This window comes from Pelomonas sp. Root1237, from assembly GCF_001425055.1.
In the GTDB taxonomy this organism is placed as follows: domain Bacteria; phylum Pseudomonadota; class Gammaproteobacteria; order Burkholderiales; family Burkholderiaceae_C; genus Pelomonas.
On record NZ_LMDK01000017.1, the window covers coordinates 119,153 to 138,121 of the forward strand.

Sequence of the window (18,969 nt, forward strand, 5' to 3'; positions counted from 1 at the left end):
GTTGGTCCACAGAAGCATCGAGCGCCGACGGCGTCTTGAAATCGGGGCCTCCGACGGGCCGAATCGCTGAGCGCCGGCACACGACGGCTTCCGCCGGACCCCTGAACACAGTCAGCTCACTGTGCTCGCAGTGCAGCGAGTGCCGCGGTCGAGCGACGGGCGCGCCATAGGGCCCTTGCCATATACTTTGCGCACTTGCTGCAGGAAACGCTGGCTTTGCCTCCACCCGCAGACAGACGCTAGTTCGAGAAGCCCACCTTCAACCGGTGGGCTTTTTCTTTTCTGGTCGTAGGCGACGCGAGGCGCTCGGGACTGTGCTGCGGCGGCCCCGCACCCCACAGCTAAGACGGCATCGCTTCGTCGCCTGGATCCGCCATCTCATCTCGATCCCACTGTGTGGGCACGCGGAATTGAAGGCTTTGGTCCCGACCTTCGAACTGAACGCCATCTGGGCCGAACACCACCTGAATGACACCAGGCCGATGGAAGACATCCCAGCTCAGCGGGTTGGTCGCATAGTGGTTGTGGAACACCATCAGACCGTCGCTGATCCCTTCGCTTGGGACGCCGATGGGCTTCTCGCGCTTGTCGGGCTTACCGAACTCGCCCTGCCCCCATACTGAATGGATGACCCCATCCCTAGCGACGGAGGACATCGCAACAGCTTTCCCCCACGTGGCCGTGCAAGAAAAAATCACCGCGCTGACCTCCCGCCAACGGTCGTCCAGAAAGAGCCCCAGATCGATCACTGCGCCGTTGTCCTTCTTGATGTCGCCAAGCTTCACGCCGGGCGGTCCGTTGGGGTACCGCGATGGGTTCGCCTTGTAGGCCTGTTCGTCAACGTAGTAGTCGTAAAGCAGCGCTTGGATAGGGCGGTCGTACTGGTGGTTGAAGAACGGCTGTTCAAAGGGTGCAACCGCGATGACAAAAGGCTTGCGGGGCACGTGGGGTAGCGCTCGATAAGTCCTCTCGTACTTGCGGACCTTGCTGAGCAGGGCGTTGGCAAGCCGGATGATGGCGACTCGGTTCAGTGGCCAGAAATCACCCTTCTCGATCAGCTCGATAGGCTTGCGCCCCCATTCAGGTTCAGCTCCATCGGCCTCATTCGCGGTGACGGCCTCGACGATGACTTCGCCGAGAGGCGTCTTGAGCCAAAAGTCAGGGCTCGGATGGGCCCAGTCCATCTCAAAGCCGTAGTCCTTGAAAAGGCCGTGCAGGTACACCTCCCAGAAGCAGGAATTGAAGGTGCGCTGGAACTGGTCTACGAACTTGCCATCGCGATCTGGAAAGCCGTCGGCCCAATCTTTCACGACCGCTACCTCACCCGCCCGCTGCATGATCTGCACGGCCTTGAAATTTGGGTGCAGATGCTCGGCGTCCACGATCGGGGTGAAAAGATCCACGCAGCGCGCCACGGGTTGGTAGACGCGCAATGCTACTCAGCCGCGAATACACGGACACCCAGGGGACGATCACGCGCCCCAGATGCAGCCGATGTACATGGCGCCCGGCAATGGAAGTCAAAAACCCTGCCGGCCCAGCTACTGCGTAGGCGCGAATAGGTGAGCGGCGCCGCCAACGCGTCACCTCCGTTGATACCACCCTGTGATCTCAGGCGAAGCTCGAGTTGCTTCCACTGGCCTGTCGATGGAAGCGAGTTCAATTCAAACGAGCGTTGGACCTCTGCTGGTATGTCGCTGTCCGATAGGGGGCGGCATAGCGCTTTGACGAGTCCACAGCCTGCTCGTAGCCAGTGCGCTTCGATAGGTGAAAGCACGCTCGACCGATCCGGATCTACCGAGCACGGCTTGGCTTCACTCAGATCAGCCATGCAGCTCAGGCATCGCCGTTGGGATGCGTACCCATTGCGGCCAGCCCTGGTCTCGGCCATGTCGAGGGGGTACCACAGGAGACGCCCGCAGCGCCAGCAGTTCTCCTCCATCAAGCAGCAATGGCTCGGGCAATAGCGCCAATCGAGGAAACGCCAGTGGATCGGAAATGTCGGCGGCTGCCGCTCCCCGAAGCAAAGCGGGCAATAACGGAAGGCCGGCGTTGGTGCCGCAGGCCTGAAGATCACGTCTGGCCCCAGTTGGGCGCGCGCCAACCTAGTCATGGCCCTGTCCGCAGCGAGGAACGCGGACGCTGGCAGACCACATTTCCAACGCAGCTCGGTGAGCGTCAGGCCAAAGAAGGAGAGATCGGCGTAGGGCTCAATCCTGAGACCGAGGAAGTTCAACAGCTCTGGCAACGAGCAGCCCTGCGCCAACGCCAAGCGGCTGAGCCAGCTTGCCGGCGACTCATCGTCGGCAGGCTGCGGCACCCCATGCTGAAGAATGCGCCCGATGCTCATGCGAGGAACAACGGCAGTTGGCCCTTGGGGCGGAGTCCGGCCCGGGTTGTGCCGGGATCAATGCCGCTGCGAAGCGCATGCAGCAGCCACCACGCAAGAGTATGGTCAACCGGAGCGGCATAGTCCCTTGCGACTTGGATCAGGGCCTCTTGATTGACAACGGACGCTAGGCTCGGAACTTCGGTCAGGTTGGCCTCAATGAACCTCAATCGATCCAGGCCGCGCGCGATCGCGGCGCCGAGCACCCGTGGCACCGCGCACTTGGCCAAAGCGGAGCGTACAGAGTCATTCGGCCCAGCACGTAGCCCCAGCGCTTCTACGATCCTGAAAGACCCGTCGACGCTGAGGTGCTCGATGGCGCCAGGCATCGAACGAAATGCGGCGGGCACTGGTCTCTGCGGCGCTGCCGGGCTAACGGCAGCCTCCAGCCAGCAGAGCCAGGCCATGACATCACTCTCGAGCTCTGGCGCTTCACCGTTGGCTTTGAAGGGGTGCCCACAGCGGCAAATGTCGACGTCTGGCCGATCCCAACCAATGCCCTCTCCGCAGCGGTGGCACGAGCAGATCAGGCTGTAGCCATGCCATGGGCAGCCGACGGTGGCGCGCAGGAGCCAGCTCAGTCGGACGATGCCCCGCTCGCGGACGCATTGCGGGCATAGCTTGGCGTACAGGCGATTGGATGCGATATGGCGCCGGAAGCGCTGCCCTGCCAGACGCACCCAGCCCTTGCCGCCGTGATCACGTACGACCACGCGCCCACCCCAGTGGTCCGCATCGACGTTCAGCGCCCAGGCAATCTGTCGAATGTCCTGCCACGCCAGCGGCCTATGGCGCTCCAGCCGCAGCCACTGCACGCCACGGTCAAACGCCACGCCGTTGGCGCGCAGCGCCCTGAGGGCGAACCCCAGACCAGATTCCGCCGGCGCCAACTCAAGCCGGATGGGGAGCTGACGTTGATCAGGCGCTTCCATAGGGGTTGGGCAGCACGTCACTAGGTCCGTTGGTACGGCGGAAGGCGAGTTGCAGGTGCTCCAACCTCACTCGGTTTGACCCCGCGTCAACGGCGATGAGGACAGCTTCCGTAACCAGCCTCTTCACCGCCCGTCTGCATCCGAGCGTCGCCGCGTGCGTCGCCGCGCGTACCGCAGGTTCGGCAAGCAAAGTCATGTCGATCGCCTTGATGCGCGCAAGCTCCGCCACAAACGCGGCCCAGATCGCGTCGTTGTCAAAGTGGGACAGCGTGATGCGCGCTGTAACTCGATCTGCGAGAGCAGCATCCACATGGTCGAGGCTCTGAAGCCGAAGGTCGGCCAAGATGCCAATGGCGACTTTGCCGCGGTCCATCAGCTCGCGCAGCAAGTTCCCGGCGGACGAGTCTCGGTCATCGCTGACGCGGCCACGACCACGAAGAGCCAGGCACTGCGCCTCGTCGATGAAGACCATGCGCGTCCCCTTATGTTCCATGGCCTCGAACGCGATGTCTCGCATGGTCGCCACCCGCTCCGCTCTGACATTGGTGAAGGGGTGACGCAGCGCGCTCAGCAGCTGCGAAACGATGAAGCCGGCCGAAGCCCCGGGCCGCAAGCGCAAGTACAGCGCGCCGAACCCGTCGACAACATCCGGCATCGGCGGCAATGACTTGATGAAATAGTCGACAACACTCGTTTTTGACGAGCCAGGCGGTCCGTTCAGGAGCAAGCCCTGCGGGATGCCCAGTTCCCGCGAGAGTTGGTAGGCGCGGTCGAAGGCGGCAAGCACGGTCTTCAGGTCCGGGAACAGGATGTACTTGCGCGCAACCTCCCGCCCCACCGCCAGCGCCTTGACCGAGTACATGGCCATTTGACGAGCACGTATCTGGCGCTCTTCCTCGTTCCAATCGTCACCTGGATCAATCACATCAATCGACATGTCAGCTCTCCTTTAAAGATCAATGGTTTCGAATTCCTCTTGGCAGAGGGGTGCGACCGCCGGGGCGACGACGCAGGGCGGCGCCTGTACGCCAGCCGTCTCCTGGGGCTCGCTGCCAGTCAGCACACGTGCGGACGTGTAGCCCGCCGTGATCGCGGCGCGCTTGCGGTCGACACGGGTCTTCCAGGCCACCGACTCCATCCAGTGGCTGTGCAGGCGCAGCCGCGCCTGCTCGAGGTACTCAATGGCGCCTGAGGCCTTCAGCTCCTCTCGGGCAAAGCGTCTGATCAGAAGATGTTGGTTCCAGCTCAGTCCGTGGGCGTAGTGGTGCCAACGGCAGGGGCTGACGACGAACTCTTTGGTCTCCGGATCTTGGATCCAGGCATGACTCAGATCGTCGGGATCCCACTTCACCAGCGTCTTGAAGCTCTTGCCGTAACGACGGCGCATGTCGAGCAGTTCCGGGCCGCCGAACGGCAAGCCGTGCAGTTCGACGCCGCCGGGTCCGACCGTCAAGACCCTGCGCATCGCCGAGATCCGACGAAGCGCGTCGATGTCAGGCGGGAAATGGACCGGCGGACGGCGCTCGATGCCCTCCGTGAAAAGGTCGAACGGCCGGGCCAGCTTGCGCTGGTTGATCTGGAAGGGATACACCTCGACCACAAACTGCGCGATGCCTCGAACGAAGTCCCCGAACATGACTGCGGCGCCGACATTGGGGTCGGTCTCGACGACGTTGGCCATGCGCTTGTGAATGCGGCCCTTGGCCAGTGTGAGCGTGTCCAGCGTCGAGAAGAACCGCTCCACGTGAGGCTTCAGCCACGGTGTGCGCACACGGCAGTACGTGAGGCTCATACCCAGATCCCATCCGATCAGCTGGAATACAGGGCTGTGGAACTCCAGCCCGTTGTCGATCCAGAGCGCGTCGGGGATGCCTTCGGCTGGCCACGCCTTGGCCAGGGACAGTGCCGACGTCGTATCCCCCTTCGGACGGATGGCGCTCTGCAGCGCACCACAGACGCTGGTCAGGCCGGCGCCGTAGAAGCTGATGTAGAAGCCCAGGACGTAACCGGAGTAGGCATCGATGAGCACCGTGAGCGTCGGCCGGCCGAGAGGCAGGCCTGTCCGCTCGCAGATCAGCACCCAGTTCAGCGGCGTGTGATCCACTTCAACGCGCTGCAACGGGTACTCGGCGGCCGCACCGTCCATGCTGGTGCGGCAAACCATGCGCGCGCGGGCCGGCCCGAAGCGCGCTTGGAGGACGCGGTGCCGATCAAGTGCCGCCACTCGGCGACAGAGGGTCGCGTGGCTGACCGTGGCGTCCCTCGCAGGCATGCGTCCTGCCTCGACCTCCTTGGAGGCCTCAGACCGTATCACTGCGAGCGTGAAGGTCAATGAATTGCGGTCGCGATTGAGATAGACGCGCGCCAGCACCGCCGTCACGAGCCGCTCCATTTCGGCCGATAGCCGGCGCGATCGTTTACGGATGGCGTTGCCATCCACCAAGACGCCGACGTGGCCGTCGGCGGTGTCTAGGTCTCGGGCCCACCCACTGACCGTGGTTGCGCCTGGTGGCTCCTTGTCGCCGATGCGCTCAGCAACGGCGCAGATCACACTCTTGATGGCACTGACGCGGCCTCGGGACACATGCGCGGCCGTCATACCCCTGAGGTAGGCCAGCTTGCGCTCGACCTTCCTGCGGTCGCCGGGACGCAACGATTCCAAGGTCGTTAGCACGGGAGCCGCGATGCGCCCCCGTGCGCCTATGGGTTCCTGAAACGTCAGCTGCCCTGTCCAGACCAGCTTGAGCAGCTTGGCCTTGTCATAAACAACCTGTCTGCGAGTGACGCAGTCCTCAAGCGCCAGCGTCCCGTCCGGAAGTTCTCGCACCAGTTCCAGCGTCCGGGCGCCACGGCGAAACATCAAGCCAACTTGCAAGCTGAAGGTCATCTTCTTTCTCCAGGTGTTCGGGGAGGACCAGCACGTCGCTGGCACTGATACGGTTCTTGAACGTGAGTCGCCGCCGGGCGATCAGGTGATAGATCAGCTCGTGCGGCACAAGGGCTCGGACGGCCAACTGGTCAATGGGGTACCCGTCCGAGTACTCGCGCACTTCGGCAAGCACCCTGTTCAGGACGGCCTCAGGTGGCGTGCCTTTGCCGTAGCGGTGCAGGAGTTCAGCGAACTGGTGCTGATCACGCCGCCGCAGGGAGACGTTGGAGATCGCGTAGAAGCGGGCCCCCTGCGCATGCAGGTGGCTGGCGGCCTTGTTGAACAACGAGCGGTATTTGTCGAAGCGCTGTTCGAGCTTGACCTCCCAGTAAGAGACGACACCGTCGCCGCAGTCGATGCGGTAGTCCGGCGTGAATGCTTGACCGTCAAGGTCCAGGGTGCACGGCTGGGAGACGATGTTCCGCACCTTCGGGCACAGTGCGGCCAGGCGCACGAAGTCGGCCTCGGTCGATGCCTCGGCTTGAACCGGCGCTGCCAGTGCGCCGAGGTTGAGCAAATGCACCGTGCGCGGCGTCGTGGGTTTGATGAGCTGACGGACGGGCGCGTTCATGACGCACCTCGGCAGTGGCAAAGGAGGGACGGGCGCCGGACCGTTGAAGGCGCGCTGAAGTGAAGCAGGCGCACGTAGGCCTGCCATGGACAGATGGCTATCCGCATGGGCGGTTCCTTTCAAATCGAAGGGATGAGTTCGCCCAGCTACCTCAAGGCTTGACGCCAAAAGGCACGCGGCCCATACTGACCACAAACAAGTCCCCACTTGATCTGGTCATCGAGCCGGACGCGAAACCCGAGGTCACCCTCGGGTTTTGTCGTTCTGGGCAGCGAAGGTTGCTATGTGCTCTCTTGGGGGTCTCCTTTCTTCGGCTGAGGGGGTGGGACCTTTTCGGCGCTGAGCCTTGCTGCGGCAAGCCAGGCGGCGATGTCCCGGGTCAAAGCAAAGTAGCCGCGCTTCTGTGGCAGCGTGAAAAGAGGTACGGGAACGCGCCCGCGCTTGCGTGCCTGCCTCAACGAGGCTGCATTCGCGTGACCCAACGCCGCGACCAGCAGCGGCCCGCCGAATAGCGGCCCGTGCAGCATCTCCAGCTCACGATGCAGTTCGTCTGCAAAGCTGCCTGGTTGAGTGACTTGATCTTGGGGCATGGGCTCGAATCCCGCCGTGACGTGACTTGGCGTGACCGGAGTGTTGCGGCCGGTTTTGACCTTGCATAGTTCAGTGCAGAAGTTCGGAATTTCTGTACGCTGGAGCATGGCGAAGAAACCCTCGAAGCCTGGAAACAGGCGGCCCAGACGGCATCCCATCGATGCGCTGTTCACGCGACTTTGGTTCCGTGCCGTAGCGCTCGGACTAGGGCTGCCAACCCCTGGCAAGGTCGAGAGGCACATACAGCCCGGGCGCGTGACACGAAAGAACGGGCGCCAAGTTAGATCCTCGCGGTGGTACAGCTACAAGGTTGGGCGGCGCGTGCCGACGTTGCGCAATGGCGTACATCCGGTCGACCTGGCAGAGCAGGCCTGCCGGGGCACTGCGCGCTACTTTCATTCGCCCTTGAAAAGGCTGCTGCGAGGAGATACGGTCTCCAGGGCGTGGATTGACGAGCAGTTGCTCGCACTGCCGGCGCAACTCGTCGAGCTGTTGGTTCTGCCGCTTTCTGAAGCGTGTTCCTCGCTACCTGTGGCGTTCCTGCAGCCGTTCGACGATCAGCGAGCAAGGCAACTGGCGTCGGTGGGCGGCCTTCACGCCCTTGAGGCGGCGGTGTTGCTGATGAAGCTCGGCGAAGTCACCGCATCTCCAGAGCTGCGACGCTTGGCGCGGGAGGCCTACATACGAACTCAACCGAGTGTTAGGACGGAGCCGGTACTGTCAACCATGGCCGACGAGTTGTTCGCGTGCATCGACGATGTGTTCCCGCGATGGTTGCATCTGCGCCAGGATCTGCGCCTTGAAGTCATGAGCCTCAACTTCTTTTGCAAGGAGGCAGGCCTTCTAACTCCCGACGAAGTCCTGGCGGAGGAAAACCTGCCCCATACCATCTTGAAATTGGCACGTATTGCAGTTGAGCAACGCGTGCTTGAGGCTTGCCTTCGGGCGGGTCAACAAGATCGCAAGTCGAGGGCCGCTGCTTGACTAGGGTTGTCTGTTGCCGCCACGGTCAGAGCGCTGCTAACGCCGGTGCCGCGACGCTGGATCCTTTATCGATCGAGCTGACCGATCTTGGCCGACAGCAGGCCGAGCGAGTCGCCTTGCTATGGACGGAGCCACCGAGTCTCATCGTGGTCTCGCCGGCTGAGAGGGCTTGGGCGACAGCCCTGCCGACGATGCGGCGTTTTCCAGGAGTCCACGTGGAAGAATGGCCGATCCAGGAGTTCACCTATCTGGCGCCAATGCGATGCGCGGGGACCACGGCTGAACAGCGCCGAGTTTGGGTTGAGCACTACTGGACTCTGGCGGACCCCGACCGATGCGATGGTGACGGCGCGGAAAGCTTCAACGAGTTCCTTGCTCGCGTCGACGACACGATCGGGCGCTTGGCCCAGCTCGCAGAACCGTTTGACCTCGCCGTCCTTCTCTTTGGCCACGGCCAGTTCATCAATGCCATGCGCTGGCGGCAGTCGCACTTGTGCGGTGAGCAGTCGATGTCTAGCTTCAGGGACTTTGACCTCGGGAATCCCGTCGCCCACTGCGAGCCGCTTGAGCTTGCGCCGCCCCCGGCAGGCTTTTCCATTCTGCGGCTCAGTCATAGCGATGGCGCCTAGATATCCGTCGCGTGACCATGCGGAAATCAGGGGTCAGATCGGCGGAGCACACTCGGTACGGGGTGAAGTGCGGTCCGCCGGCTGACACTCTAGGCCCGCCTTCGGCTGGCCAACTCCATGATCAGGCTCCGGTGCTGCGTGCAAGGGCACGACATCGCAGCGCGCCTGTAGAGTGATAAGGACGTGTGGAATCCTTTGAATAGGTCCGCGATCTGGAACTCATGGACGAAGCGGGTCTCAGGCCAGCACAACCTGCGCAGTACCTGGGCCATCACGAGGGCAGCAGCGGCGCTCGCGACAAACGGTACAGACGGGCGGAAGCCCTCATCAAGCTCGACACCCATACGCTTGAGGGCCAGGAGGCCAGGCAGCATCGAGCAGAGGGTCGCACCGGCCAGCCGGCCCGCGCGTAACGCATCGCGGATCTCAGGCGCGGCGGCATCGATGTCAGCGTCGCTGATCTGCCTGTTGGTGCCGCCCTTCAGAGAGTCGGCGCCGAGCCCCGTCGCCTTCGCCTGCTTCTCGAGAGCATCTTTGTTAGGCAACTCAAAGGTGCACTGCATGCAAGCCCAGCTTGGGAGATCCAGGCGGTGCGTCACGACCGCCGCGCCAAACGAGTTGATGGCCCCGTCGACGAGGAGTGAAGGCCACAGACGCTGGACGTCATGCCGAGCCTGGTTGTCGTCGAGGCCATTGATGACCAGATCGATCTGCTTCGGTTTCAGGGTCCCAGCATCGATCAAGTCGGCGATATAGGCCTGTTCACCGGTCGCCTCTAGCTTGCCGCCGGATTGCTCGTTCAGCCAGTCTGCGAGGTTTTCCGCCTTCGATACGTCAAGCCAGCTGTCCTCATCAAGCACGCAGCATGTGCCGAAGTTCTCCGGACCGTAAGTTTGCTTGTCGACGACATGCACCTTGCCTTCAAGCGGCAATTGGGACATGAGGAGCGCCAGCGCATTTCCAATCGCGCCGGCGCCGAGCATCAACGTGCTTGGAAGCCGAACCGCTTCAGGAAGCGGCGGGCCAACATCAACACGGTCCGGGTCCAAGGTGAAGAGCGACAGCTGCTCGCAGTCCATCAATGGATAGAGCTCGGCGGGCACGCTATAGACGCGCTTAAACACCTCCGCGACGCCCGCGGACGCAGCCATCATGGCACCAAGCGGATTGGCCTGATCGCAGTCTCCTGGGATTTGCGTCGACGTCGAGGTGCAGCGGGCAATCCAGCCATTCGAGTTGATAGAGGTCCAGGGCAAGTCCTCTCTTGCCTGATTCCCCACATTCAGCACCGCCACGGCATCAACAAAGCAGTCCTCGCTGTAGGCGCAGACCTGAACATCGCCCTGAGACCAAATGGCGTCGCCGAGCGCACGCACTTCGCTCTCCAGATCCGGCAGCCCGTCGGGCAGCGCCACACACAGCGGCCCAACCACTCTCGAAAGAAGGCGAATCGCGGTCAGTAGGCATGAGCGACCGTTCGGGGTGGAAAGGGTCTGCAGTTCGCCGGTGAGGACCACCTTGCGGGCATAGACGATCTTGGCGTCCAGGACGGTGGCGGCGAGGTCCTGGGCGACGCCGAGCGGGCGCGAAGCCTCCAGCGGTGTTTGTTGTTCGGTGTTCATGCATGCACCTCCAGGTTGAGAACCTCGGCCTTGTGTTGGCCAACGCGGATTCGGCCTCCGACCTCGCGCTGGGTGAAGCGCCTGTAGGCGCCGTCATCAAAAACATGCACACCGCAGTCATCGAGGTCGTTTGTTCGAGCCTGGGCGTAGTGGGGGCAGACGACGGACAAGTAGTCCTGCACCTTGACCCCAAAGGCACGGTCAACCCGGGACAGGTCAACAAACGTGCCCGGATGGCTATGGATCTGGCCAACCCAGTAGAGGCCCAGTTCGTCAGAGAGGTCCGTGATGCGCGAGATGGCCCGCATCGAGAGGCTGAGCTGGAGCGGCCCGGCGACGAAGCCGCTGCCGTGCAACCGAAGGATATGGGTCACCCTTGCGGTGCCGTCGTGCTCGTCGCCAAGCCAGAGGGCCAAGCCTTCGTTTCCGTGTAGGCCATTGGGACGCATGATCTCAACGGAGTCTGCGAGGAGGTTGCTGGGCAGCGCCCAGGACATAGGTTTCATGGTTGGCACCTTCCTGTATAGGTGATGTCCAAAAGGCTCTGGAGATTGAGCAGCACGTACTGCAGCGGGTCTTCCAGCACCGGGTATGCATTGATGCCTGCGGCCCATTCGGGGTGATGGGCAAACCCTTCCTGGGTGAAAGGAACGCAGATGAAGAAGCTCGTCGGGCGACTGCCGTCGAAGACCGGCCAGGCGCGAGCCTCGGTCTCCGACCCAGTGGGCATGTCGATGAATTTCACCGACGGCGGCTTGGCGTAATCGGTCCAACGCAGTCGGACCCGGTAAAGCTCCTGCGGCGCCTTGCGGGAAGACAGGTCGACCGTGACGTCGAGCGCGGCGGGGTCGCCTCGTTTGACGGTCCAGCGGTCAACCTGCGGCAGCGCCCGGAGCTCTTCAAGATGCTGTTGGAACAGCATCAGGTCGAGCTCGCTTGCCATGCCCTAGCCCTGGGTGAATTGCTCTACCAGGAGCAGACTGAGTTGGCGGTGTTCGGCCAGGTCGCCCACCTTCAACGAAAGGTTCGTTTGAACCTCGCCATTGAGAGACAGGGAGTAGGTCTTGCTGCCGCCATCGACTGGGCCCTCCGAGAGGTGAAAGTGCGCCAACGCGCGGGCCTTCACATCCGCCAGGGTGTCAGTCTGCGGGGTGTGGTTCTCAGTGAAGGGCTGCTTCACTGGTGCGTAGCGCACGCGAACCACGACGTCTTGAGATTTGTTGGAGGCGTTCTCGTCGCCTTCATGGTGCTCCGCATGGAGCGATGCTTCAGTGTGCATGGTGTGAAATCCGAAAAAAAAGTGGTCGTATTCGCCCCCGCAAGCTAGGGGTGGTGCTTGACCTAGAGGATTTCGTGCCGCACACTTTTGGCTCTCACACCGGATGTGGCAACACGTCCCCAAGGCAAGCCTTCGCGCTTGCCTTTTCTTTTAGCGTTTGCGCATCGTTCGCCTCCTTAGAAGAAAAGTCCGACCTGACCATCCTTCGGCGCGATGATCTGCTTCTCGATCAGGCGTTTCAGGCGGTACTCAGCCGACTGAATACTGGTGCCACAGATCTGAGCCAGGTCACGCGCTGAGCTTGCTTGGCGGCAAGCCTCGATCGGCATCATCACGGCGGCGGTTAATGCCTTGGCCTGCCACTCGCTGTCTTCACAAAACTGATGCGCGCCGATTGGGCCGCGCTGCAGCGTGAGGGCATGGTCAAGAACGATGTGGCTCAGTTCGTGAATCACGGTGCTGCGGGAAAAAACGTTCTCCTCAGCCAAGCCGTCGTACACATCCTCGCGCAGCACGATCAAGTTCTTCGCCGGCACCGTGAAAGCAGCGCATTCAACAAGCGTGTCGTCAGCGTGATAGTTGTAATTTGCACGGGGCAACGTCTGCTCAAGAACGCGACGGGCGTCAATGCGCAGTCCTTGCGAGCCGGCGATGGTGGGAAGGATCTTCCGTAGGTCCACCGCAACCTCCTCGAGCTTGGCATAGCTCATCGGAGCCACTTTGTAGCCACTTGGGGTGGTCGACCGTTGAGAATTGCCGAACATCATTTGTCTTCACTCCCCGGAAATTTCGACTCCAGCCAATCGTTCATCTCCTTCGAGGGTTGCCCCCCGGCCTGAAGGCGCCGAGCAAAAGCGGCAACGAGGCGCCGCGCATCAGGCTCAAGCGCTGACACCGATACGACCTCCTTAGATTGGGCTGCTGCATGCTTAAGCCGCTGCAGTTCTTCAGGGCTCGCGGTGCCCTCGAAAAAGGCGTGGGCCGCATCGGCGTACTTGTCAGCTAAAGTTTTCTCTCCATACTCGATGCCGCTCAGGTACGAAGAGCTGATGCCCAACGCCTGTGCCATCGACTTCATTGAAACGTCATAACGCATTCGCAACGTCCTTACTGTTTCGCCAAAGGGGGTTAGCTTCATGGATGCTCCTAGGTGGTCTCAGACATCCCTCCGTGGGTTGTTCCTCCGGTTGGATCACTACTTCGCTGAATTGTGCATCACTTCGCCAAAAAGTGAACGTAGGTAAAAACCCTACAATTCTTGGTGCAGCCCTAAGACGCGTCGCCACATCCGTCATGACTCCTGAGAGCGGGCCTTAGATGAGGGCCGCGACGGGGCGTCTAGGCTGGGCAGGATCGCCAGCCACCGTAACCCCGCGGGATGGACTCCTCGGTCGAGCCGGGACGTTTGTTCCCGAAAGCGGTAGCCTGGCTTTCGGTGTGATCGAATGGTCTTCAACTGAAGACAGTTGATGTCCATCTGAGTTGCGCGCCGGCGTAGCAGCTGCTACATTGCGTTCAACACACCCGCCACACGTTCTGGCTTCGCGGCCAGGGTTCCTCCGAAAGGGGGACGTGCAAAAGGCGGGTTTTCTTTTGTCTGGACCATTCATGGCGACGACAGCTCCTCCGCGCCCCTTCTCAAAACCGGCAAGGACTCCCGAGCAACTGCTACAGAAGCTCAAGGACTGCGGCCTTACCGTCGCCGACGACAGCCAAGCGCTGGCCTACCTGCGCGGCGTTGGCGCGTATCGCCTCAAGGGTTACTGGCACCACGCCCAAGACCCTGTCACCAAGCGCTTCCAGCCGGGCTACGATTTCGAAGAGATTCGCCAGCGCTGCGAGCTCGACCGTGAGCTGCGAGCGGCCACGATCGAAGCGATCGATCGGCTCGAGGTGGCCATACGCACGGCCATGGCCAACCACCTGAGCCTGGCCCATTCACCGCACTGGTTCCTCCAACCCGGCGTGTTCAAACCGACCATGCGCTGGGGCATCGGCCACCTGATCCGCAAAATCGAGGATGAGGTCGGACGCGCCCAGGCCAAGACATTCATCAAGCATTACTTCGACAACCACGACGAGCCTTACCTCCCACCGAGCTGGGCGATCAGCGAGTGCGTGTCTTTTGCGATGTGGTCGCGTACCTTTTCGATCCTGCGTGACCCCAACGACCGCAAGACCATTGCTAAGCGGTTCGGCGTGCAGCAGCCCGAGGTGTTCGAGTCATGGGTTCATGCGCTGACGGTGCTGCGCAACTTAGCCGCACACCACGGCCAGCTTGTTAACGTGCAGTTGGGTGTAGCACCGGCGGGCTACAAGAAGGCCGGCATCACGTTCTCTCATCCGAAGTCGTTCTTCGCGATGGCAACGGTGGTCCAGTACCTGTTGGTGCAGACCGGACTGCCACAGCGCTGGAAGTCCGCGCTGCGCGCATCGTTCGCTGCACATCCGCGCGTTCCGTTGGCCGAGCTGGGCTTCAACGCGACCTGGGAAACAGCACGCGGCTGGTAACTAAGCAAGGCCGAACGATCTTCCGCGAAGTTTGTTAGAGAAGCCTGCAACCCTGCCCAAAAAATGCGGCAGGCGTTTCGCGGCCCAGAGTGGCAGGCCCACGTACGGCGCGCCCGTCGCTACAGAACTGAGTGAGAAGAATTCAGAACTCAGTGAGACCCGACACCGACAGTCACGCAGCTCATCCCGCCAATTCGACGGTTTGTCGCTCGCCGCTAGGTCGCCAACCGGGGTCGGAGATATGGTGTGCTACATCAGCAACACACCTCGGAGCTCCCATGACTCCCACCTGGACAGACCAGGCACCGATCTACCAGCAGTTAGCCGACCGACTGGCCGTGCAGCTGCTTGACGGCAGCCCCCCGGAAGGCGAGGCGCTGCCGTCGGTGCGACAGCTCGCCAGCCAGTACGTCATCAACCCGCTCACCGTCACGCGGGCGCTGCAGGCGCTCAGCGAGCACGGCCTAATCGAGTCGCGCCGCGGCCTGGGCATGTATGTGATGAGCGGCGCCCGCGAGCGCTTGCTGCGCCAGGAGCGCGAGCAGTTCCTGCAGAAGGACTGGCCTGCCCTGCGCGCCAAGCTCAAGCGGCTGGGCCTGACCGCCAAGGATCTGAACTGGGAGTCGACATGAACCTCATCGAAGCCAAGAACATCACGCTGCGCTACGGCAAGAAGACAGCGCTGAACGACGTGTCCGTCGCAGTGCCCAAGGGCCGCGTCGTCGGCCTGCTGGGCCACAACGGCGCCGGCAAGACCTCGCTGATGAAGGCGATGGTCGGCTTGCTGCCGGTGCAGGGCGAGCTGAGCGTGCTGGGGCTGGAGCCGACCAGGAACCGCCAGCAGCTGCTGACCGAACTCAGCTACATCCCCGACGTGGCCGTGCTGCCGCGCTGGGCCCGCGTGCACGAGCTGATCACGCTGATGAGCCGGCTGCAGCCCAAGTTCTCGGCCGAGCGCGCCCGCACCTTGCTCAAGCGCACCAGCGTCAGCGAGGGCGACAAGATCAAGAGCCTGTCCAAGGGCATGGTGGCCCAGACGCACCTGGCGCTGATTGCCGCCATCGACGCCAAGCTGATGATCCTGGACGAGCCGACGCTGGGCCTGGACGTGGTGTCGCGCAAGAGCTTTTACGAGATGCTCATCGACGAGTGGTGCGACGGCGAACGCAGCGTGCTGATCTCGACCCACCAGGTCGAGGAGGTGGAGGCGCTGCTGTCCGACGTGATCATGCTGGACGAAGGCCGCGTGGCGCTGTCGATCAGTCTGGAGGACATCGACCGCCGTTTCGTGGCGCTGAACCACGACCCGGCCGCCGCCGACGCGATGGCCGCCGCCCACCCGCTGCTGCGCTACCGCGAGCAGGGCCGCACGACCTCGCTGTTCGACGGCCCGCCGCCCGAGCACATCACCAGCCTGGGCCAGCGCGTGCGCCCCAGCCTCGTCGATCTTTTCATGGCGCTGACCCGCAACCCGGCGCTGAACGGCAAGCAAGCCTGAACTGGAGCAAATGCCATGAACAACCACATCCCCACCCTGCTGTTGCGCGAGTGGATGCAGCACAAGCGCGGCTGGCTGATCGCCGCCTTCGCTCCGCCGATCCTTTTCCTGGCCATGCTGCCCTTCGGCCATGTGCAGGGCCTGCCGATGGAACACCCGGAACTGATCGGCCTGGCCATCTTGCTGCTGAGCACCTGCGCGGTGTATGCCATCTGCCTGCTGGTGGCGCTGTTCCAGCTGCCTGGCCTGGCGCGCCGCGACGCGCAGGACCGCTCGATCGAGTTCTGGCTGTCCCTGCCGGGGCGGCCGAGCGAGAGCGTCGCATCGACGGTGCTGGCGCATGCCTGGCTGGCGCCTCTGGGCGGCGCCGTCGTGGGGGCCCTCTTCGGCCTGCCGATCGCGATGTCGGTGCTGGGCAGCAAGGCGGGCTTGGGCGCGGCCATGTCGGTGAACTGGGGCGAGGTCGTCTCGGCGGCAACGCCCCTGCTGCTGCGTGGCCTCGTGGGCACCGTGCCGCTGATGCTGTGGCTGGCGCCGATGATCTTCGTGCTGATGGCCGCTTCGGCCTGGCTCAAGCGCCTGGGCGTGCCCCTGGTCTTCGTCGGCGGCTTCGTCGTCACCCTGGTGCTGCACAAGGTCTACAGCATCGACTGGCCGCTGCAGGCGCTGAGCGATTGGAACGAGCGCCTCGGCCACTCGATGATCAATGACGCGGAAGGCCTGAAGTCGGCCCTGATGTCGGACGTCAACCTGTGGACCTGGTCGCTGCAGGACCTGAGCCACACGCTGGCCGATCTCGCCTCGCTGCAGTTCCTGGGCTGGGTCGCCGTGGCCGCCGCTGGTTTCGCGCTGGTGGTGATGAAGCGGGCACGCGGCGCCTGATCGGCCGGCCTGCCCAAAAGCAAACCGGGGTCAGTTCAACTGGCCCCGGTTTTTTGCTTCTGAACGCCTCAGGTCGGTGAACTGGCCAGAGCGTCGGGCGCCGCCGGCGGCACGATGCGCGCTGCCACTTCCTTGCGGAAGCGGTTGAGCTCCTGCACGGTGGCGAAGCTGCGGTCCATCAGCAGGCTCATGTTGTGCAGGATGCGCTCGACGACCTTGTTCTCCCAGACCGAGTCGAACTGGATCTGCTTGTCCAGCCAGCGCTCCAGCCACTCGGGGTCCGGCAGGCGGCTCTGGATGGTGTCGCGCGGGAAGAGTTTGGCGTTGACGTGCAGATTGGTCGGATGCAGGGCCTGGGCCGTGCGGCGGGCGCTGGCCATGAGCACGCCCACCTTGGCGAAGGCCGCGCGGGCCTCGTCGCCGAACTTGGCCATGGCCCGCTTCATGTAGCGCAGATAGGCGCCGCCGTGGCGGGCCTCGTCGCGCGACAGGGTTTCGTAGATGGCCTTGATGACGGGCTCGTTGTGCCACTCGGACGCGCGGCGGTACCAGTGGTTCAGGCGGATCTCGCCGCAGAAATGCATCATCAGCGTCTCGAGCGCTGGCGCGGGGTCGAAGTCGAACCGCACCTCGTGCAGCTCGGCCTCCGTGGGCACGAGATCAGGGCGGAAGCGCTTGAGGTACTCCATCAGCACCAGGCTGTGCTTTTGCTCCTCGAAGAACCAGACCGACATGAAGGCCGAGAAGTCACTGTCTTCGCGGTTGTCGCGCAGAAACATCTCGGTGGCGGGCAGGGCCGACCACTCGGTGATGGCGTTCATCTTGATGGTCTGGGCCTGTTCGTCGCTCAGCAGGCTGGCGTCGAACTTGTCCCACGGGATGTCGCGGTCCATGTTCCAACGCACGGCTTCGAGTTGCTTGAACAGTTCAGGGTAAAGCATGAGAAATCCTCGTCTAGAGGCGGGATTCTAAAGTTCGCGCCAGCGTGCCATCTCCGGCGCGATTGCGGCCAGGCCGTCAAGGCAGCGCACACCGTCCTGAGAGCCCGGCAAACGGAGTGCCTGGCTGCTGCTGCCTGCAGCCCAGATCTCGACGGCGGCCGGCAGCTGTGTGCGCAGGTTGGCCAGCCCGTCCAGCACGGCGCGGTGGGCCAGCTGGCCGGCGAAGCTCACCGCGACGACATCGACCCGGCAGGCCGCCGCGGCGGCAGGCAACTGCGCCAACGGCGTCTGCACGCCCAGTGACAGGCAGACGGCGCCCTCCAGGCCCAGCAGGGCCTCGACCATCAGCAGGCCCAGCGCATGGCTTTCGCCGGGCAGGGTTGTCAACAGCACCCGCGGCTGGCGACCGGTCGGGGGCGGCAGCGCATGCATGGCCTGGCGCAGCACCAACTGCAGGGATTCGCTGTAGAGATGCTCCTGGAAGATCTGCAGCGCCCCGCTCATCCACAACTCGCCAATGCGCGTCGTCAAAGGCGCGAAGACCTCGATGACGCCGCGCCCCAGACCGCGGCGCAGCACGACCTCTGACAGCGCACGCCGCAGCCCCTCGACGTCATGGCCTTGCAGCAAGGCGGCACAGGCGGCGATCTCGAAAGGCTCGACAGCCGCGCCCGCGACAGGCACGGCCGCAGGCGGCTTCAGCAGGGCCGACAACTCCTGTACCGAAGCAGCAACGACACGGCCCGGACGGTGGCCGGCGTCCAGCAACCGCTTCACGAGCCGCAGCCGCTGAACCTGTTCCGGCGGGTACAGGCGCTCGCCGGTCGCGTCGCGCCAGGGCGACGGGAAACCATAGCGGCGCTCCCAGACGCGCAGCGTTTCCTTGTGGATGCCGGTATCGCGCTCGACCGCGGTGATGCCGATGCCGTCGAACGAATCATTCATCGCTGGATCTCGGATCGCGCATGGTTCGCCCTGCACAAAGCTGGGACAGTAGTTGATTCCGGCCGCGCGCGAGGGGCGGCCCGCACACCAACAGAAATATTCGACAAAGCGACTTACACGTCCTACTGTTTGTAATTCCGCCGCAGCCACACGGGGCAGAGAAAAACAGCCGCGGCGAGGACAACAATCGTCACAGGAAACCGGTACACGGCCTTGGAATTTCGCGCTCAGTGCCCACTCTCAGGCTACACACCAGTAAAAACCCG

Annotated in this window: 21 protein-coding genes; 6 read left to right on the forward strand and 15 right to left on the reverse strand. The window is 63.1% G+C overall.

Going from position 1 to position 18,969, the window contains the following annotated elements:
- Window positions 1-341: 341 nt before the first annotated feature.
- The 7 genes from ASC91_RS18500 to ASC91_RS29570 all read right to left on the reverse strand — a co-directional run bounded on the left by ASC91_RS18500 (window position 342) and on the right by ASC91_RS29570 (window position 7,585).
- On the reverse strand, window positions 342-1,403 hold the full coding sequence (locus ASC91_RS18500) for a hypothetical protein (RefSeq protein ID WP_157281799.1): 1,062 nt from the start codon (window positions 1,401-1,403) through the stop codon (window positions 342-344).
- A gap of 32 nt (window positions 1,404-1,435) precedes the next feature.
- Complete coding sequence (locus ASC91_RS30955; RefSeq protein WP_082532805.1) at window positions 1,436-2,350, reverse strand: TniQ family protein; 915 nt, start codon at window positions 2,348-2,350, stop codon at window positions 1,436-1,438.
- Entirely contained in the window at window positions 2,347-3,321 is a 975-nt protein-coding gene (locus tag ASC91_RS18505) for a TniQ family protein (RefSeq protein WP_056200011.1), read from the reverse strand. Before ASC91_RS18505 ends, ASC91_RS30955 begins: the two co-directional genes overlap by 4 nt.
- Complete coding sequence (locus tag ASC91_RS18510) at window positions 3,308-4,258, reverse strand: TniB family NTP-binding protein (protein WP_082532806.1); 951 nt, start codon at window positions 4,256-4,258, stop codon at window positions 3,308-3,310. Before ASC91_RS18510 ends, ASC91_RS18505 begins: the two co-directional genes overlap by 14 nt.
- 12 nt (window positions 4,259-4,270) lie before the next feature.
- A complete protein-coding gene (locus ASC91_RS18515; protein WP_082532807.1) occupies window positions 4,271-6,208 on the reverse strand; it encodes a Mu transposase C-terminal domain-containing protein in 1,938 nt (645 codons plus the stop codon).
- Entirely contained in the window at window positions 6,114-6,821 is a 708-nt protein-coding gene (locus ASC91_RS18520; protein ID WP_056200018.1) for a hypothetical protein, read from the reverse strand. The genes ASC91_RS18515 and ASC91_RS18520 overlap by 95 nt, the downstream gene beginning before the upstream one ends.
- A 281-nt stretch (window positions 6,822-7,102) precedes the next feature.
- A complete protein-coding gene (locus ASC91_RS29570; protein ID WP_157281801.1) occupies window positions 7,103-7,585 on the reverse strand; it encodes a hypothetical protein in 483 nt (160 codons plus the stop codon).
- Between the two features lie 148 nt (window positions 7,586-7,733).
- On the opposite strand from ASC91_RS29570, the gene ASC91_RS18525 reads away from it, so the two are divergent.
- Both ASC91_RS18525 and ASC91_RS18530 read left to right on the forward strand, forming a co-directional pair.
- Window positions 7,734-8,396, forward strand: a complete 663-nt coding sequence (locus ASC91_RS18525) for a hypothetical protein (protein WP_157281803.1) — start codon at window positions 7,734-7,736, stop codon at window positions 8,394-8,396.
- Window positions 8,393-9,025 (forward strand): histidine phosphatase family protein, encoded by a 633-nt coding sequence (locus ASC91_RS18530; protein ID WP_056200025.1) that lies wholly within the window; start codon window positions 8,393-8,395, stop codon window positions 9,023-9,025. The genes ASC91_RS18525 and ASC91_RS18530 overlap by 4 nt, the downstream gene beginning before the upstream one ends.
- A gap of 89 nt (window positions 9,026-9,114) precedes the next feature.
- Here the strand turns inward: ASC91_RS18530 and ASC91_RS18535 are convergent, their stop codons facing one another.
- The 6 genes from ASC91_RS18535 to ASC91_RS18560 form a co-directional block, all read right to left on the reverse strand.
- Entirely contained in the window at window positions 9,115-10,647 is a 1,533-nt protein-coding gene (locus tag ASC91_RS18535; RefSeq protein ID WP_056200027.1) for a ThiF family adenylyltransferase, read from the reverse strand.
- Window positions 10,644-11,153 (reverse strand): hypothetical protein, encoded by a 510-nt coding sequence (locus ASC91_RS18540; RefSeq protein ID WP_157281805.1) that lies wholly within the window; start codon window positions 11,151-11,153, stop codon window positions 10,644-10,646. The genes ASC91_RS18535 and ASC91_RS18540 overlap by 4 nt, the downstream gene beginning before the upstream one ends.
- Window positions 11,150-11,590, reverse strand: coding sequence for a hypothetical protein (locus ASC91_RS18545; RefSeq protein ID WP_056200031.1), 441 nt, complete (start codon window positions 11,588-11,590; stop codon window positions 11,150-11,152). Before ASC91_RS18545 ends, ASC91_RS18540 begins: the two co-directional genes overlap by 4 nt.
- Before the next feature lie 3 nt (window positions 11,591-11,593).
- Entirely contained in the window at window positions 11,594-11,926 is a 333-nt protein-coding gene (locus ASC91_RS18550; protein WP_056200034.1) for a hypothetical protein, read from the reverse strand.
- 176 nt (window positions 11,927-12,102) lie between these two features.
- Window positions 12,103-12,636 carry an ImmA/IrrE family metallo-endopeptidase gene (locus tag ASC91_RS18555; RefSeq protein WP_056201266.1) on the reverse strand — a complete coding sequence of 178 codons (534 nt, stop codon included), beginning with the start codon at window positions 12,634-12,636 and terminating at the stop codon, window positions 12,103-12,105.
- 53 nt (window positions 12,637-12,689) lie between these two features.
- Window positions 12,690-13,064, reverse strand: coding sequence for a helix-turn-helix transcriptional regulator (locus ASC91_RS18560; RefSeq protein WP_157281807.1), 375 nt, complete (start codon window positions 13,062-13,064; stop codon window positions 12,690-12,692).
- Window positions 13,065-13,534: 470 nt separating this feature from the next.
- On the opposite strand from ASC91_RS18560, the gene ASC91_RS18565 reads away from it, so the two are divergent.
- The 4 genes from ASC91_RS18565 (at window position 13,535) to ASC91_RS18580 (ending at window position 16,817) form a co-directional block, all read left to right on the forward strand.
- Window positions 13,535-14,437: an Abi family protein gene (locus ASC91_RS18565; protein ID WP_056200040.1), complete on the forward strand. Its 903-nt coding sequence runs from the start codon at window positions 13,535-13,537 to the stop codon at window positions 14,435-14,437.
- Between the two features lie 278 nt (window positions 14,438-14,715).
- Complete coding sequence (locus ASC91_RS18570) at window positions 14,716-15,069, forward strand: GntR family transcriptional regulator (RefSeq protein WP_056200043.1); 354 nt, start codon at window positions 14,716-14,718, stop codon at window positions 15,067-15,069.
- The gene (locus ASC91_RS18575; RefSeq protein WP_056200047.1) at window positions 15,066-15,935 is read left to right on the forward strand and encodes an ABC transporter ATP-binding protein; all 870 of its coding nucleotides are present in this window, start codon (window positions 15,066-15,068) and stop codon (window positions 15,933-15,935) included. Before ASC91_RS18570 ends, ASC91_RS18575 begins: the two co-directional genes overlap by 4 nt.
- Before the next feature lie 15 nt (window positions 15,936-15,950).
- Window positions 15,951-16,817 (forward strand): hypothetical protein, encoded by an 867-nt coding sequence (locus tag ASC91_RS18580; protein WP_056200050.1) that lies wholly within the window; start codon window positions 15,951-15,953, stop codon window positions 16,815-16,817.
- Between the two features lie 68 nt (window positions 16,818-16,885).
- Here the strand turns inward: ASC91_RS18580 and ASC91_RS18585 are convergent, their stop codons facing one another.
- Together ASC91_RS18585 and ASC91_RS18590 are read right to left on the reverse strand one after the other, a co-directional pair.
- Window positions 16,886-17,758, reverse strand: coding sequence for a hypothetical protein (locus ASC91_RS18585; protein ID WP_056200052.1), 873 nt, complete (start codon window positions 17,756-17,758; stop codon window positions 16,886-16,888).
- Between the two features lie 27 nt (window positions 17,759-17,785).
- The gene (locus ASC91_RS18590; protein ID WP_056200054.1) at window positions 17,786-18,703 is read right to left on the reverse strand and encodes a MerR family transcriptional regulator; all 918 of its coding nucleotides are present in this window, start codon (window positions 18,701-18,703) and stop codon (window positions 17,786-17,788) included.
- Between the last annotated feature and the right edge of the window lie 266 nt (window positions 18,704-18,969).

Bases quoted from the DNA above. Each gene is read 5' to 3' on its own strand.
- ASC91_RS30955 (WP_082532805.1), bottom strand. From the start codon at position 2,350: ATGAGCATCGGGCGCATTCTTCAGCATGGGGTGCCGCAGCCTGCCGAC.
- ASC91_RS18505 (WP_056200011.1), bottom strand. From the start codon at position 3,321: ATGGAAGCGCCTGATCAACGTCAGCTCCCCATCCGGCTTGAGTTGGCG.
- ASC91_RS18510 (WP_082532806.1), bottom strand. From the start codon at position 4,258: ATGTCGATTGATGTGATTGATCCAGGTGACGATTGGAACGAGGAAGAG.
- ASC91_RS18515 (WP_082532807.1), bottom strand. From the start codon at position 6,208: ATGACCTTCAGCTTGCAAGTTGGCTTGATGTTTCGCCGTGGCGCCCGG.
- ASC91_RS18520 (WP_056200018.1), bottom strand. From the start codon at position 6,821: ATGAACGCGCCCGTCCGTCAGCTCATCAAACCCACGACGCCGCGCACG.
- ASC91_RS18535 (WP_056200027.1), bottom strand. From the start codon at position 10,647: ATGAACACCGAACAACAAACACCGCTGGAGGCTTCGCGCCCGCTCGGC.
- ASC91_RS18540 (WP_157281805.1), bottom strand. From the start codon at position 11,153: ATGAAACCTATGTCCTGGGCGCTGCCCAGCAACCTCCTCGCAGACTCC.
- ASC91_RS18545 (WP_056200031.1), bottom strand. From the start codon at position 11,590: ATGGCAAGCGAGCTCGACCTGATGCTGTTCCAACAGCATCTTGAAGAG.
- ASC91_RS18550 (WP_056200034.1), bottom strand. From the start codon at position 11,926: ATGCACACTGAAGCATCGCTCCATGCGGAGCACCATGAAGGCGACGAG.
- ASC91_RS18555 (WP_056201266.1), bottom strand. From the start codon at position 12,636: ATGAGCTATGCCAAGCTCGAGGAGGTTGCGGTGGACCTACGGAAGATC.
- ASC91_RS18560 (WP_157281807.1), bottom strand. From the start codon at position 13,064: ATGAAGCTAACCCCCTTTGGCGAAACAGTAAGGACGTTGCGAATGCGT.
- ASC91_RS18565 (WP_056200040.1), top strand. From the start codon at position 13,535: ATGGCGACGACAGCTCCTCCGCGCCCCTTCTCAAAACCGGCAAGGACT.
- ASC91_RS18570 (WP_056200043.1), top strand. From the start codon at position 14,716: ATGACTCCCACCTGGACAGACCAGGCACCGATCTACCAGCAGTTAGCC.
- ASC91_RS18575 (WP_056200047.1), top strand. From the start codon at position 15,066: ATGAACCTCATCGAAGCCAAGAACATCACGCTGCGCTACGGCAAGAAG.
- ASC91_RS18580 (WP_056200050.1), top strand. From the start codon at position 15,951: ATGAACAACCACATCCCCACCCTGCTGTTGCGCGAGTGGATGCAGCAC.
- ASC91_RS18585 (WP_056200052.1), bottom strand. From the start codon at position 17,758: ATGCTTTACCCTGAACTGTTCAAGCAACTCGAAGCCGTGCGTTGGAAC.
- ASC91_RS18590 (WP_056200054.1), bottom strand. From the start codon at position 18,703: ATGAATGATTCGTTCGACGGCATCGGCATCACCGCGGTCGAGCGCGAT.